Below are 14455 nucleotides of genomic sequence, written 5' to 3'. Positions count from 1 at the left end.
GCATCACCGGTAGCCGAGGATCAGGCCGCGCGCGAGCAGCGACCAGCCATCCACGGCGACGAAGAGGAGGATCTTGAAGGGCAGGCTCACCTGGCTCGGTGATAGCGACTGCATCCCGAGCGCGAGCAGTACGTTGGCCACCACCATGTCCAGCACCAGGAACGGAAGGAAGACGAGGAAGCCGATCTGGAACGCCTCCTTCAGCTCGGTGATGACGAAGGCCGGGATGATCACGAAGAGGTCTTCCTCGTGGACCTGATCGGCCTCCTCCGGCGGCCGCAGCTCGCGCGCCAGGTCCAGGAAGCGGGCCCGCTCCTCGGCACTGCCGTGCTTCACGAGGAAGGCGCGCAGCGGCTCGGTCACCTTGCCCGCCACGCTGATGATCTGCGCACCGGAGCCGACGTCCTGGTAGACGGCCTGCCCCGCGTCGTACATCCGCTCCATCACCGGGGCCATGATGTGTCCCGTCAGCACCGCCGCGAGCCCGGTGAGCACGATGGTGGGCGGCGCCTGCTGCGTCCCCATCGCCGAGCGCGCCAGCGACAACACCACCGCGATCTTCGAGAAGCTGGTCAGCATCAGCACCGCGAAGGGCAGCAGCGACATCACCGCCAGCATCCCCATCATCGACAGCGGGCTGCCCGCGAAGGACATCTGCGAGAGCGACGTCTCCGCCGCCGACGCCATCCCCGGTGCCAGGACTCCCAGCACGAGCCATGCGCGCCTCATGACACGCCCTCCTTCTCCTGCATGGGCGCCTCGGCCCGCCGCCGCGACCGGGTCTTCACCCGCACCGGAGACCGGGCCCGGCGGATCTCCGCGAAGGAGTCCCCGAAGGCCACCAGATATTGGCTCCCCTCCACCTCCACCAGCGCCAGCCCACAGCGCTGCGACAGGCCCGTGCGCGATACCACCCGCATGCGCTCGGTGAGCGCGAATCGGGACCCGGGCCGGCCACGCCGCACGAGCCACCAGCCCAGGCCCGCCAGCGCCGCGGCCCCCAGCAGCCCCCGGGCCACCGACGTCACCGAGGCACCTCCCAAGGGAGCCAGCACCGCCAGCCCGAGCACGAGCCCTCCCGCCAGGAGCAGCTTGTTCCGCGGAGACGCGGAGTCGAACAGGGTCTTCATGGGCGCGCTCATGGCTGAAGGGTGAGGATCCGGGCCCCCACCTCGCCCTCGAGGTCCACGAGCTCCGCCCTCGCCACCACCCGGTCCCCCACGCGCAACAACACCGGCTCGCTCGCGTTGATGCGCAACGGCAGCAACGCCCCTGGCTTCAGCCCCGCCAACTCGGAGAGCGGCAGCAACAGCCGCGTCAGCTCGATTTCCACTTCCACCGGCAGCGGGGGCATCCCCTCGCTCCGCTCGACCACGGTCACCATGTCCGACTCCTGGAGAAGTCCGCGCCTGCTCGCGCGGTTCAGCGAGAAACCCTCGGGGGTGAAGTCACCCGTCAGCTCGAAGCCGCGCATGACCAGTCGCCCCAGACCCAACAGCTGCGAGCCCTCCCAACGCAGCCCCTCGAAGAGGATGACGTCCCCCTGCCCGAGCGACTCCAGCGCCTCTCGGGACAGCGACGTGCAACCCATGAAGCAGCGGGCCCTCAGCCGTGCCGCCAGCACCTCGGGCCGAATCTCCGTGTCACGCTCCGCCGGAAGCGCCTTCAGCGCCCCCTCGAGCACCACCGAGGGCAACAGCAGCCGCCCGCCCGCCGTCGTCTGACCCACCGTCACCGTCAGCTCCACGCCCAGGTGGCGCTGCCGGGCATCCAGGCGAGACAGCGCCTCCGTGCGATTCATCGTCACGCCGGTGAGGCGCGGACCGAACCGCCGATGCAGTTCCTCCTGCCCTCGCAGCGCGTACAGCGCCGACAGGCCCAGGAAGGCGAAGGAGGCCTCCTCCAGGCGCGTCAGGTCCGTGAGCGGTCCCGGCTTCGTCCCCGCCCCCGCCAACCGCTCCAGCGCGGCGAAGAGCACCGGCGGTTCCAGCTCCAGCACCGCCGTCCCGCCCGTGGCCGCCAGGTCCACCAGCGCGAAAGCCGCCGTGTGCGCCAGCCCCGTCGCCGGCATCACCACTGCCTCCAACAACCGCGCCTCCGCCCGGAAGGCGCACCCCAGCTCCCGGCCGAGTGCCTCGCACACCACCGCGAGCGCCTGTCGCGCGAGCCGCACCACCTGGGGCCGCTCGTTCAGCGTCACGTGCGCTCGCGACAGCCTGCGTGTACCGAGCCGGCGCAATGGCATCGGCTTCAACGTCGTGGACTGCGAGGATTCTCCGAGAGGACTCTGCATGGTTGGCTCCGTGCCGCGGGACGCACCACTCCTGTTCACGGCCGATGCCAACGGCCGCGTCCGCGAAAACAAGGGTTTGCACTTCAGGGGGGCGTCCGGGGTCTGGACGGCAGTCTCACCGCGTGGCTTCGCGGAGGAGCCGCTCGGCCAGCGTGCACACCGCCGGGGTGGCCACCGCGTCGGGCGGCTCCACCTGGCGCTCCGGGAAGAGGCTGCGGTGATAGGGCGGCAGCCTCCGGAAGAGCTCCCGCCGCAATACCTCTGGCGCCTCCTCCATCACCGCTCGCAGCCGCGCCGCCGCGTCCGGCCTCACTCCGAAATCCACCGCCACCCGCGCCTGCCGCCGCGCCGACGAGAGCGCGGCGAAACCGGCCAGGTGTGCCTTCGCCTGCATCGCGTCGGGCTCCCTCAAGCCATCGAGCAATGCCCCCGCCCGCTCCCGGCCGAACACCAGTGCCACCAGGGCGATCCGCTCCAGGGGCAGCGGGACTGGCACCGGGGACTTCATCGGCACCGGGCTCGCTGGCTTCCACGCGGGCTCGGGTAGCGGCGCCCGGGTAGCCCGGCCCGCCACCATCTGCTCCGGTCCCGGTACCTTCGCCGATGGCTCGGGCGGCGAGCTCCTCGGTGCCCGCCCCGCTACCGTCTGCTCCGGTCCCGGCGTCTTCTCACCGGGACGCTCGTTGCGCGTCGCCTCCATGTCTCACCCTTCCAGGAGGCTCACGCCACCTTGCGCGCGGCCCCGGGGGTCACCACGGGTCGCGCGGGCGCGGGGGGAACGGCCGGCTTCGCTTCCGCCCTCGCGCGATAGTGCCGCAGGCGCAGCGTCACCAGAATCAAGCCCACGGACAGTCCCGTCACAGCCAGGGACAGCACCGCCAGCAGCACCCGCAGCCGCGTCAGCGGAGACGTCCCCGGTGGAGGAGCCACCACCCGCGTGGACACCTCGTCCACCATGAGCGACACCGCTTCGGGCGACAGTCCCTCCACCCCTCCGGCGATGAGCGAGCGCAGCAGCTCCCGCGAACCCTTGATGGTGTCCGCGTAGCCCGGCGCCACGCGCAGCATCGCCGAGGCCTTCGCCGGTACCGGCTGCTGCCCGGGCCTCGGCGCCGGTGGCACCACCAGGTGCACTCGCGCCAGCAGCACCCCGTCCACCGTCTGCAGCGTCTTCTCCAGCCCCTGCTCCATCACCCTCACCCGGCAGAGCTGCTCCTCCACCGGCGTCCTCACCAGCCCGCCTCCTCCGAAGACGTCGCAGCCCTCGTCCTCCGCCGGCCTCGGCAACCCCAGCTCGGCCAGGATGCGCACCGCGTCCGAGGACTGCTCCTCGCTCACCTCGATGGCCCACGTGGGCTTCTTGCCCGTCTCGGGCACCTTGCGCGCGTCGAGCCCCCGCTCGACGAGCACCGTCTGCAGCTCGTTGGCCTGGCGCTCGTCCAGGCCGTGTTGGATGCGCTCGCCGCAGCCGGTGGCGCACAGGAGCAGCACGAAGAGACAGCGTCTGATGTCCATGGGTGACTCCTCACACCTGGGTCTGGAGAACCTGCTTGATGCCGCCGGTCGCCTTCTCGACGACCTTCCCGGCGAGATCGAGCTCCTGGGTCGCCCGGTACACGTGCGCCTGGAGCGCGAGCAGCTCGGTCGGCGAGAACGACCTGCCCGACTCGGCCAGCGCCATGACGTGGTCCAACCGCTTCTGCGCCTCGCTCACCCGGTCCAGCATCTGCACCGCCTGCTGCGACCGCGCGCCCCGCACCGAGTCCACCCGTCCCCCCGCCTGCACCTCCGACGTCCCCGCCGGAGCCTTCCCCACCCCCTCCGCCCTGCACGTCCCGCGCGCCGCCTCCGTCCGCTCCGCGGAGGCCAGCTGCGGGGCGCCCTCGGTCGCCACCCGGGGCCCCGGCTGCTTCGCCGGCCCCTTCACCCCCTCCAGGACCTCGCCGAACCGCGCCTTCCCCGAGGGCTCCAGCGCGGGCGTCGCTCCCGCCCCGCCAATCGCCCCCACCTTGTCGATGGCCATGGCGCGCCCCTATCGGATGTTGTTGATGGCGGCCTTCGCCGAGTCGTGGCGGACCTTCATGATGTTGGAGATGGCGTTGTGCGCCCGGCTCTCCGCCTGCATCTCGTTCTGCAGGTTCATGTAGGCCAGGTTCATCTTCGCCCCCTCGGCCTGCATCTCCTTCTGCGCCGCGAGCAAGTCCCACTGCTCCCCCTGCCCCGTGCTGCCCAGCGTGGCCGACGCGCTCCCCGTCCCGCCCGTGCCCCCCGCCGTCACCGAGGCGCCCCGCACCGATGGGGCCGACGAAGCCGCCGTCGACACCACCGCGCTGACGCTCGCCACCGCCGCGCTCACCGCCGGCCCCCCCGGCACGATCGCCGCCACCACTCCCGCTCCCGTCCTCACCACCTCCTGCGCCGTGCGCGCCAACACCGTGCCGAAATCGTTCCGCGGCGTCTGCCTCGCCACCGTCGGGGTGATGGACAGCGTGCCAATCCGATTGCCGTTCTCCACGTGAAGCCTCCTGCGCTTGGGATGTGCCGGGGCTTCTTCAGCCCTCGTGCCAGCCGGCTCGCGCAGTCATCCCGGGCACTTGGCCACCACTCCCCCCGGGCTACCCTCCACGCCGGTGGAGCTCGCATCCACGCGCGTGGACGGTCCCGGACGAAAAGTTGCGACCCCCCGGGCCTGCTCCACACTCGTAGCTCCCTGTCGCACCCCGAGGAGCTCTCGTATGACGCCGTCCACCGGCCCCACCCGTAACCCAGGGCGCTACCACCCGCGCGTCGAGGCCAATTGGATGGTCAAGGTCCACGTTGGCGAGCGCATCGTGCTCGTCAAGGCGCACGACCTGTCCATGGCTGGCCTCTTCCTGCTCGGCCACCCGCCCGACTCCACCAAGCAGCTCACCCTCACGCTGCCCCTGCCCGGCATCGGCGAGCTCACCACGACGTGCGCCATCGTCCGCCGCGAAGCGCACGGCGTGGCGCTCGAGTTCGTGGGCCTGGACTGGGACCACTTCCTGCTGCTGGCGCGCTACCTCCACCCGCGCCTGCCCTGAGCCGGGCCTCGCGAGCCTTCCGCGCCCCGGCGACGGCTCAGGCCACCTGGCGCAACCGGTCCACCAGCGCCATCAGCTCCGCGCCCTTGAAGGGCTTCTGGATGTAGCCATCCGCTCCCGCCATCGTGGCGCTCTCCATGTCCGACTTCTTGGACTTGGCCGTGAGCATGTACACGGGCACCTTCGACGTCGTCGGATCACTCTTGAGCATCCGGCACACCGAGATGCCATCGAGCTGGGGCAGCACCACGTCCATCAGCACGAGCTGGAAGGGGCGGCTCTTGGCCAGCTTCAGGCCCTCGATGCCATTGGCGGCGCACACCACCTCCACCGCCCCGTCACTCAACATGGAACGCACGAGCTCCCGGATGACGGGCTCGTCCTCGACCAGGAGGATGTGGAAGGGATTCTGCAGGTTGGCACCCATGGGACTCACTCGTAGGCGAGCGCCTCCACCACGTTCAAGGCGGCGGCACGACGCGCAGGATACAGCCCGGCCAGGATGGCGCACAGGGTCGAAGCGACCCCCATCGACACTGCCAGCCGGACGGGAAAGATGTAGGGGAAGCTCCACCCCGTGGCTTGACCCCCTACCACGTCCGTGATGAGGACTCCCATCCAAAGGCCCGCCAGCCCGCCGATGAGCCCTCCTGACAGCCCGATGAAGGCCGCCTCGCCGACGAAGAGTCGGACGATGTGGGACCGGGCCGCGCCCACCGCCCGGAGCAGGCCAATCTCCCGCGTCCGGTCCAGCACCGCCGCCAGCAGCGTGTTCACCACCCCCAGCAGCGCCAGCAGCACCGCCACCACCTCCATGGCGTAGGAGATGGCGAAGGCGTCGTCGATCAGCGCCGTGGCCTCCTGGCGCAGGTCCGCGTTGCTCAGCACGTAGAGCTGGTGGCGCTCACCCCACCGCTCGGTGATGGTCCGGCGCAGCTCGTCCAGGCGCGAGCGGTCCGCCAGGTACAGCTCGAAGGTGTCCACCCGGTCGTCCTGGAAGTGCGCCTGGTACACCTCGCGCGCCAGGAAGACGACCCCCTGGTCCGAGGTGTAGTCCACCGCCACCGCCCCCACCGTGTAGGTGCGCGCCCCCGTGGGCGTGGACATCTCGAAGGTGTCCCCGACGTGCAGGGTCCTCCGACGCGAGAGGTTCTCCGAGATGATGACCCGCCCGGCCAGCCGCTCCTCGCGCGTGGGCAGGCGGCCCTCGAGGAGCTCGGGCCGGCCGTAGCGCTCGTAGATTTCCGGGATGAGCGAGATGACGTAGGCGCGCAGGCCGAGCACGTCATGGGGCAGCACCCGCACCCGGTCCACCTCGGCCACCCCGGGCAGCGCCGCGAGCTCGTCCGCCAGCTCCGGCCCCATGGGCTGGTTGCGGCTGCCCGCGATGCGCGCCGCCGAGGTGAGGAAGAGGTCCGCCGGCACCGATTGGTCCAGCCACCGGTGCGCGGCCGCCTGGAAGGAGCCCACGAAGCCCGCGAGGCACACCGACATGGCCACGCCGATGGCCAGCGCGGACACCGGCACCGCCGTACGCCCCGGGGCTCGCGCGAAGTTGTCCGCCGCCAGCCGGCCGCTCACCCCCAGCAGTGCCTCGCCCGGGCGCTGGTACAGGCGCCACAGCACCCGCAGCACTGGCGGGGCGAGCAGCGTCGTCCCCATCAGCACCAGGAAGACGGAGAGGTAGCCCCCCACCGGCAGGTTCTCCAGCGGCGGCGGCAGCCACGAGGCCGGGTAGACGAGCAGCAGGCACCCCACCCCGAGCACCGTGGGCAGGCGCGAGCCCCCCACCTCCGCGCCCTGGGCCGCGTCCCGGCGCAGCGCCTCCACCGGGGCCACGCTCGAGGCCCGCATCGCCGGACGCAGCGCCGCCAGGCCACTGCCCAGCACCCCGAGCGCCACGCCCAATCCCAATTCCAGCGGGCCCACCGTCACGTCCCGCGCGTTCACCTGCACGTAGAGGCTGGAGATGGCCCGGGACACCCAGAGGATGGCCCCCCGGCCGATGAGCACGCCCAGCGGCAGCCCCAGCACCGTGCCCACCCCGCCCAACAGCAGCGCCTCCAGCGTGAAGAGGGCTCGCAGGCGCAGGCGCGTCGCCCCCAGCGCTCGCAGCGTTCCAATCTCCCGCCGCCGCTGTACCACGCTGATGGCGATGGTGTTGTAGACGAGGAACACCCCCACCAGCAGCGCCACCCCGGAGCCCAGGTTCAGCCCCATCTGGAAGCTGCGCACCATGGTGGTCACCGTGCCGCCCCGGCGAGAGGGAAGCTCCACCTCGAAGGCTCCGCCCAGGGCCGCTCGCAGCCGCTCCCGCACCGCGTCCACGCCCACCGCCGGGTCCACCGCCACGTCGATCCGGTCCAGCGTCCGCTCGCGCCCGAAGGCCGCCTGCGCCGACGCCACGTCCATCACTCCCACCGAGCCGCCAAAGGCCTTCACCGGCCCCGCCTCGCGAATGAGGGCGTGCACCACGAAGTCCCGTGGCCCGCCGCCGGTGATGAGCTGGAAGCCGTCCCCCACCTTCAGCCCGTGCTCGCGCGCGAAGCGCTCCGACACCAGCATCCGGTCCGTCGAGTTGAGGAACTCCAGGTCGTCCGCGAGCGAGCCCACGTCCCGGTCCACCCCCTGGTACGTGCGGAAGTGGCCGTCATCCAGCAGGTCCACCCCCATCACGTAGAGGCGCTCGCCCGGCGCGCCCCGCACCGGGGCAATCACCGTCATCGCCCCCGAGGCATGCGCCACCCCGGGTACCGCCCGCACCCGCTCGAGCACGGACTCGTCGAAGCCCGTCTGCGCGCCCGCCACCGTGAGGTCCGCCTTCCCGGAGATGGCATCCACCGTGGAACGGAACGCCTCCAGCACCGAGCCGTTGATGGACATCACGCCCACCATCGTCGCCACGCCCACGGCCACGCCGAGCACCGTGAGACCGGTGCGCAGCGGCGCACCCAACAGGTGCCTCAGGGAGACGAGCCGGAGCAGCGCGAGCATGACGCGCGCACCTTATCCCCTCCGAGGTGACCTGGGGGGCCTGGATGCCGGGCAGGCAAGCCCTCCCAAGGGGCGATGACTACCTTCCGAGGGACATGAGCAAGGCCTCCCCCCCCACCCTCGACGCCTTCGTCCGGCTCCGCGCCTCGTTCTTCGAGCGCTACCTCCAGACCCAGCCCGAGGAGGCCACCACGCTCGGCCGCCACGACTTCGACGACCGGCTCAAGGACCTCTCCCCGTCCGCCCTCGGCGACGAGTACGCCCTCCACCGCGACACCCTCGCCTGGCTGGAGAGCCTCCCCCACGACGCCCTCCCTCCCGATGCCCAGCTCGACCGGCTGGCCATGCTCGGCGTCTCCCGCTTCCACGTCCACGCCCACGAGGACCTGCGCGGCCTCCGCAGCAATGTCGAGCTGTCGACCTATCCGCACACCATGCTGCAGTACCAAATCGGCCAGGCCGAGACGGCCGGGGACTGGTCCGCCCTCGCCAGCCGCGCCGCGCGCATCCCCACCTTCCTCCAGCAGCAGGAGGCGCTGCTCACCGAGGGACTCGCCACCGGCGAGGTGCCGGACGTGCACGTCGTCCAGGACTTCGCCGAGGACCAGCTCCCCGTCATCGTCCGCTACTACGAGCACCTCCCGGCCCTCCCCGACGCGCACGGGGTGACGCTCTCCCACGCCGAGGCCCGCGCCCTCCAGCACGCCGCCCACGCCGCCCGCGAGGCCTTCGCCGCCCACCACCGCTTCCTGCGCGAGCGCGTGCTGCCCCGCGCGCGCCCCGGCAGGGTGCTCGGCGACGACGAGTACCGCTGGCGGCTGCGCCACATGTTCGGCCTCACCGCCTCCCCCGAGGAGCTCGTGCGCCAGGCCGAGGAGGTGCTCGCCCGCACCGAGGGCTCCATCGTGCTGCTCGCCGCGCAGCTCTCCGCGCCCCTCTCCAACCTCGCCGAGGCCCGCGACCTGCTCGCGCGGATGGAGACGGAGCACCCCGCCCGGGACGAGGACGTCATCCCCCTCTACCGCCAGCTCATCGCCCGCGCCGACGCCTTCGTCCACGAGCATGGGCTCTTCAACGTCCCCGAGGGCTGCCGCCTGGGCCTCAAGCCACTGCCTCCGGGCATGGTGGACGTGCGCGGCACCAACTGGCCCGCGCCCCTGTTGGACCCACGCAAGCCCGGCTGGTTCGTCCTGGCCCCCATGGCCCCCGCGCACCCCACCGTCTGGGCCGCGCTGCTCGCCGTGCACGAGGGCATCCCCGGCCACTTCCTCCAGAGCGTCGCCTGGCAGCGCGCCTTCTCCCAGCACCCCGCCCCCGTGCGCTTCCTCCTCGTCACGGACCACGTCGCCATGGCCCGTGGCCACTTCGGCCCCATGCTCAACATCGAGGGCTACGCCACCTACGCCGAGGAGCGCATGCGCCGCGCCGGCTTCTACTCGCCCGCCGAGGCCCTCACCGCACTCATGGCCCGCGCCCTGCGCGCCGTGCGCGTGGTGGTGGACCTCGGCCTGCACACCCGGCGCATGGATGACGAGGCCGCCGTGCGCTACCTCATGCGCCACGCCTGCATGCCCGAGCCCAACGCGCGCCGCGAAATCCTCCGCTACAAGCGCATCCCCATGCAGGCCATCACCTACCTGCTCGGCGCGCTCGAGCTCGAGCAACTGGAAGAGGACTGCCGGCGCGAGCGCGGAAGCCGCTTCGACGAGCCCGCCTTCCACGACGAGCTCTTCTCCTACGGCCCGGTGCCGCCCGCGCTCCTGCGCCGCTTCATGCTGGCGGACGCGTGAAGCCGGGCAACCACCCCACGAAGCGCGTGGCCCCGCCCCGCTTGCCGCGCAGCAGGTGCAGCACCCGCTTGAAGAGCGCGTAGACGCGGAAGAAGGTCTCCAGCCCCACCCGGTCCACCGCGCGCATCGGCCGCGTGCTGCAGATGACCTTGGGGTCCTCGCTGCCCGCGTCGAGGAAGGCCAGCACGCCCACCACCGGCATCCGCACCCGCTCGCCCCGGCGCAGCCGCGGGCCCAGCACCACCACGTCCAAGGGGTCCCCATCCCCCGAGCCCAGCCCGGGAATGCAGCCATAGTTGTAGGGACACGGCAGCGGGGAGATGAAGTCCACGCTCCCGTCCGCGCGCCGCTTCACCACGGACCAGCGCGGGAACTCGACCAGGACTTCGGGCTCGCTCGGAAGCTCGGGCGGAAGGGAGAACTCGGACACCCGGCCTGTGTAGCACGAAGTGCACCCCCGCTCGTCCAGCAACCAGGGGAGCGGCACTCCTGCGCACCCCGGCTCTCCCACAGCGCCTTCCCACCACCGTCCGCGAGGGGACGCTCGTGCTGGGGAGTGCTCCACACAAGCCGCCGGGCTCTGTGCACCCGGGCACGTCCCCACGTCTGGAAAATTCGGCTTCCCCTGGCTTCTCGCGTTCTGCCTGCGCACCTCTGCCCGCAGGTGGAAGAAGGAGGGCGACGATGCGGCGGTGGGCACAACTCGGGCTCCTGGCCCTGGCGGCGTGTTCGGGCGGTAAGGACTCCGTCGAGGAGCAGCAGCACGAAGAATGTGACGGTGTGGAAGCGGGCGCCCTTCCCGAGCAAGCACAGCGCAGTCCGTTCGACATCCAGCGCGCCCAGGCCACGGAGGGCCGCGAGGCCGTGCTCGTGCGCTACCGCGCCAAGGGCCGGGTGAGCGCGGCGGCGGTACAGCGCCTCGGGGGCCAGGTGAAGGCCCAGTACCACCTCGTCCCGGCCGTGGCCGCGCGCGTGACGCCCGAGGAGCGGGCCCGGCTCGCCGCGGATCCCGACGTGGAGAGCATCGAGCCGGACGTGGAGGTGCACGCGCTCGGCATGCCGGTGGCGGCCGGCTCCGTGGACGAGTACACGGACGCGGTGCGCATGGTGCAGGCCCCCAAGGTGTGGGACGCCAACGAGGACGGCGTGCTCGACACGGGAGCGCCCACCGGCGCGGGCATCCGCGTGTGCATCATCGACAGTGGCCTCGACCGGCGTCACCCCGAGCTCGCCATTCCCTACGCGGCCGGCCACGACTTCGTGGACAACGACGAGGACCCGAGCGACGAGACCAACGGCGTGAGGGGCATTGGCCACGGCACGCACGTGGCGGGCATCATCGCGGCGCAGCTCGGCTCGGGCGGCGCGTCCTGGCCGAACATGAGCCGGGGCGGCATGGTGGGCGTGGCGCCCGGCGCGGAGCTGCTCATCGCCCGGGTGCTCAACGTGCACGAGACGGCCAGCATCAGCGACGTGCTCTCCGGGCTCGAGTGGTGCCAGAGCCAGGGCGCGAACATCGCCTCGCTGTCGCTGGGCACGTCGATGGACATGGGGCGCACCGCGCGAGATGCCTTCCAGGCGGCCCGGGACGGGGGAATGCTCATCGTCGCGGCGGCGGGCAACGACAGCGAAGTGGGCCACGAGGCCCCGCTGAGCTTCCCGGCGGCCTACCCGTCCGTGCTGGCGGTGGGCGCCGTGGACACGGGCGGCCAGTTGGCCTTCTTCTCCAACCGCGGCGCGGGATTGAGCCTGGTGGCGCCCGGCGCCAACGTGTACTCGACCATCAGCATGCAGGGGGCCACCACGCCGGACATCGAAGCGGGCGGGCAGCACTTCACCTCGCGCTCGCTGCTCTTCGCGCCGGCGGGTGATTTCACCGGCGAGCTGATCGACTGCGGCCAGGGCGAGTCCGGAGCGTGCAAGGGCGGCACGTGCGCGGGCTTCGTGGCCTACGTGCGGCTGTCCGACACGTACCGGCTCAACGCCATCGCGCAGAACGTGATGAAGCAGGGAGCGCGGGCCATCATCTTCGGCATCGAAAAGTCGGAGACGGAGCCGTGGCTGATCGGCCTGGACGGACCGGGGCGCAAGTGGGTGCCCACGGTGGCGGTGGGCCGGGAGTCGCGGGCGGCCGTGCTCCAGACCCTGGGCCAGCAGGTGCACGTGAACCTGCGCGGGGTGGACTACGCGTGGTTCCCGGGCACCTCGATGGCCACGCCGCATGTGACGGGAGTGGCGGCGCTGGTGTGGAGCGCGCGCCCGTCGATGACGGCCACCGAGGTGCGCACGGTGCTGGAGAGCACCGCGAAGGACCTGGGCGAGTCGGGACATGACCCCCGCTACGGCTACGGGCTGGTGCAGGCCAAGGCGGCGCTCGACGCGCTCCCGCCGGTCCAGGCGCCCGCGCCGTAATCACCCCCGGGCCGGCTCCGGGTCCTACTGCCTTGGCGGTGGAGAGGCGCGCGTCCTGACAATCCACGCGTCGACGCGCCGCTCGAGGAGCTCCAACGGGAGCGAGCCGTCGAGCAACACCACGTCGTGGAACTCGCGGACGTCGAAGCGCGCCCCCAGCTCGCGCTCGGCGCGGGTGCGCAGCTCGCGAATCTTGAGCTGCCCCACCTTGTAGGCCAGGGCCTGGCCGGGCCAGGCGATGTAACGGTCGACCTCGTTGACGACGTCCAGTTGCTGGCGCGGCGAGTTCTCCAGGAAGTAGTCGATGGCCTGCTGCCGGCTCCAGCGCCGGGCGTGCATGCCGGTGTCCACCACGAGCCGGACGGCGCGCCACATGTCGTAGGCGAGCTGGCCAAACTTGTCGTACGGGTCGTCGTACAGGCCGAGCTCGTCCCCGAGCGTCTCACAATACAGGGCCCAGCCCTCGCCATAGGCCACGTGGTAGCCGTAGCGCCGGAAGTCGGGGAGCTGGCTCTGCTCGGCGGCGAGCGACGTCTGCAGGTGATGCCCGGGCACGGCCTCGTGCAGAGTGAGGGGCACCATCTCCCAGACGGGCCGCGTCTCGGGACGATAGAGATTCACCAGGTACGTGCCGGGGCGGGAACCGTCGGACGCGGCGGGGTAGTAGAAGCCGGTGGTGACATCCGGGGCCATGGCATCCGGGGTCGGCTCGACGCCGTAGGGCTGCCGCGGCAGGGTCTTGAATAGCTTCACCAGGCGCGGGTCTATCTGCTTGGCGAGACCGCGGTAGCGCAGCAGCAGCTCCTCGCCGCTCTTGCAATAGAAGCGGGAGTCCGTGCGCAGGAATTGGAAGAACTCGTGGAGCGAGCCCTGGAAGCCCGTCTTCGCCTTCACCGCTTCCATCTCGGCGCGGAGGCGCTGGACCTCGGACAGGCCGAGCTCGTGAATCTGGTCCGGCGTCAGGTTCGTCGTCGTGTACTTGCGAGCGAAGAAGCCATACAGCTCCTGCCCCTGCTGCAACTGCCAGATGCCCACCTGCTCGGGCGCGGCGGGGAGGTACTCGGCTGACAGGAATTGATGGAAGCGCGTGAGCGCGGGCAGCACGCCTCGCGCGATGGCGGCACGGCCGGCCTCGGACAGCCGCTGCTGCTCGGCCGGGGGGATGCTGGCGGGGAAGCGCGTGAAGGGGCTGTAGAAGCCGCTCTGCGTGGGATCGTCCACGAGCTGCTTCGCGATTTGGGGCGGAATGCGCTGCAGGACGACCTTGGGATGCATGAGCCGCTCACGCATGCCCTCGCGCATGAGCGCCATCACCTGGTCCACGTAGGTGCCGAAGCCCTCGAGCCGGGCAATCCACTCCTCGTAGTCCTTCGCCGTCGAGAAGCGCAGCGTATCGGCGAGCTGGTAGGCCGTCTGGATGCCCGGAGGCTGCTTGACGCCCTCCGGGAGCCCGCCCGACTGGTTCGTGGGCAGCAGATACCACTTGAACCGGTGCTCTTCGATCCACAGCTCGTAGTCGTGGCGGAACAGGTCGTAATTGAGCTGGTCCGCGGGCGGGAGCTGCGTGCGCTCCAGCTTCTGGAGCTGCGCGAGAATCTGGAGGTTGTGCTGGTGGTCCGCCTCGATGGCGGTGAGGCTCCGGTCGTCCCAGCGGCCGTTCCAGCGGCGGTCACCCAGCACCGATGCATAGGTGGGGCTGTGCTCGAGCTGGTACTGCCACTCGCGATCCATCAGGGCGTGGAGCGTGGCCGTGGCGGTGTTCTTCTTGTTCGCCTCGGCGGTGAGGGGGAGCGTCGCGATGAGCCCCACGGCGAGTCGCCGGACTGCTTGCAGCATGGACCGTCCTCTCTGTGTGGCGGCCAGCATACCCCCACCCTCCCGAGGAGGGGACGGATGAGGGTAGT

General features: G+C 71.3%; 14 protein-coding genes. 3 read left to right on the top strand and 11 right to left on the bottom strand.

What is annotated here, in order from left to right; all coding sequences use genetic code 11:
* Positions 1-3: 3 nt before the first annotated feature.
* From sctR to ACJ8AN_RS01360, 7 genes are all read right to left on the bottom strand, one after another.
* The gene (gene sctR / locus ACJ8AN_RS01390) at positions 4-729 is read right to left on the bottom strand and encodes a type III secretion system export apparatus subunit SctR (protein ID WP_407753355.1); all 726 of its coding nucleotides are present in this window, start codon (positions 727-729) and stop codon (positions 4-6) included.
* A complete protein-coding gene (locus tag ACJ8AN_RS01385) occupies positions 726-1130 on the bottom strand; it encodes a flagellar biosynthetic protein FliO (RefSeq protein WP_407753354.1) in 405 nt (134 codons plus the stop codon). The genes sctR and ACJ8AN_RS01385 overlap by 4 nt, the downstream gene beginning before the upstream one ends.
* A gap of 8 nt (positions 1131-1138) precedes the next feature.
* Positions 1139-2293 carry a FliM/FliN family flagellar motor switch protein gene (locus tag ACJ8AN_RS01380; protein ID WP_407753353.1) on the bottom strand — a complete coding sequence of 385 codons (1155 nt, stop codon included), beginning with the start codon at positions 2291-2293 and terminating at the stop codon, positions 1139-1141.
* A gap of 115 nt (positions 2294-2408) precedes the next feature.
* Positions 2409-2993 (bottom strand): hypothetical protein, encoded by a 585-nt coding sequence (locus ACJ8AN_RS01375; RefSeq protein ID WP_407753352.1) that lies wholly within the window; start codon positions 2991-2993, stop codon positions 2409-2411.
* A 20-nt stretch (positions 2994-3013) separates the two neighbouring features.
* On the bottom strand, positions 3014-3808 hold the full coding sequence (locus ACJ8AN_RS01370) for a flagellar M-ring protein FliF (protein ID WP_407753351.1): 795 nt from the start codon (positions 3806-3808) through the stop codon (positions 3014-3016).
* Between the two features lie 10 nt (positions 3809-3818).
* Positions 3819-4316: an ATP-dependent helicase HrpB gene (locus ACJ8AN_RS01365; protein ID WP_407753350.1), complete on the bottom strand. Its 498-nt coding sequence runs from the start codon at positions 4314-4316 to the stop codon at positions 3819-3821.
* 9 nt (positions 4317-4325) lie between these two features.
* Positions 4326-4808 (bottom strand): hypothetical protein, encoded by a 483-nt coding sequence (locus ACJ8AN_RS01360; RefSeq protein ID WP_407753349.1) that lies wholly within the window; start codon positions 4806-4808, stop codon positions 4326-4328.
* A 220-nt stretch (positions 4809-5028) separates the two neighbouring features.
* Here ACJ8AN_RS01360 and ACJ8AN_RS01355 point away from each other — a divergent pair, with 220 nt between their 5' ends.
* Positions 5029-5355 (top strand): PilZ domain-containing protein, encoded by a 327-nt coding sequence (locus ACJ8AN_RS01355; protein ID WP_407753348.1) that lies wholly within the window; start codon positions 5029-5031, stop codon positions 5353-5355.
* A gap of 37 nt (positions 5356-5392) precedes the next feature.
* Here the strand turns inward: ACJ8AN_RS01355 and ACJ8AN_RS01350 are convergent, their stop codons facing one another.
* On the bottom strand, positions 5393-5782 hold the full coding sequence (locus ACJ8AN_RS01350; RefSeq protein ID WP_407753347.1) for a PleD family two-component system response regulator: 390 nt from the start codon (positions 5780-5782) through the stop codon (positions 5393-5395).
* 5 nt (positions 5783-5787) lie between these two features.
* Complete coding sequence (locus ACJ8AN_RS01345; protein WP_407753346.1) at positions 5788-8349, bottom strand: ABC transporter permease; 2562 nt, start codon at positions 8347-8349, stop codon at positions 5788-5790.
* A gap of 95 nt (positions 8350-8444) precedes the next feature.
* Between ACJ8AN_RS01345 and ACJ8AN_RS01340 the strand changes: the two genes are divergently transcribed.
* The gene (locus tag ACJ8AN_RS01340; RefSeq protein ID WP_407753345.1) at positions 8445-10139 is read left to right on the top strand and encodes a DUF885 domain-containing protein; all 1695 of its coding nucleotides are present in this window, start codon (positions 8445-8447) and stop codon (positions 10137-10139) included.
* Here the strand turns inward: ACJ8AN_RS01340 and ACJ8AN_RS01335 are convergent.
* A complete protein-coding gene (locus ACJ8AN_RS01335; RefSeq protein WP_407753344.1) occupies positions 10120-10569 on the bottom strand; it encodes an inorganic diphosphatase in 450 nt (149 codons plus the stop codon). The genes ACJ8AN_RS01340 and ACJ8AN_RS01335 overlap by 20 nt on opposite strands.
* 254 nt (positions 10570-10823) lie before the next feature.
* On the opposite strand from ACJ8AN_RS01335, the gene ACJ8AN_RS01330 reads away from it, so the two are divergent.
* Complete coding sequence (locus ACJ8AN_RS01330) at positions 10824-12551, top strand: S8 family serine peptidase (RefSeq protein ID WP_407753343.1); 1728 nt, start codon at positions 10824-10826, stop codon at positions 12549-12551.
* 24 nt (positions 12552-12575) lie between these two features.
* Here ACJ8AN_RS01330 and ACJ8AN_RS01325 read toward each other — a convergent pair whose 3' ends face one another.
* Complete coding sequence (locus tag ACJ8AN_RS01325) at positions 12576-14387, bottom strand: DUF885 domain-containing protein (protein ID WP_407753342.1); 1812 nt, start codon at positions 14385-14387, stop codon at positions 12576-12578.
* Positions 14388-14455: the final 68 nt, after the last annotated feature.

Origin of the sequence: Archangium sp., assembly GCF_045802675.1 — a bacterium.
Taxonomy (GTDB): domain Bacteria; phylum Myxococcota; class Myxococcia; order Myxococcales; family Myxococcaceae; genus Archangium.
The sequence above is the reverse complement of the archived record's forward strand: the minus strand, read 5'-3'. Positions and strand labels throughout refer to the sequence as shown.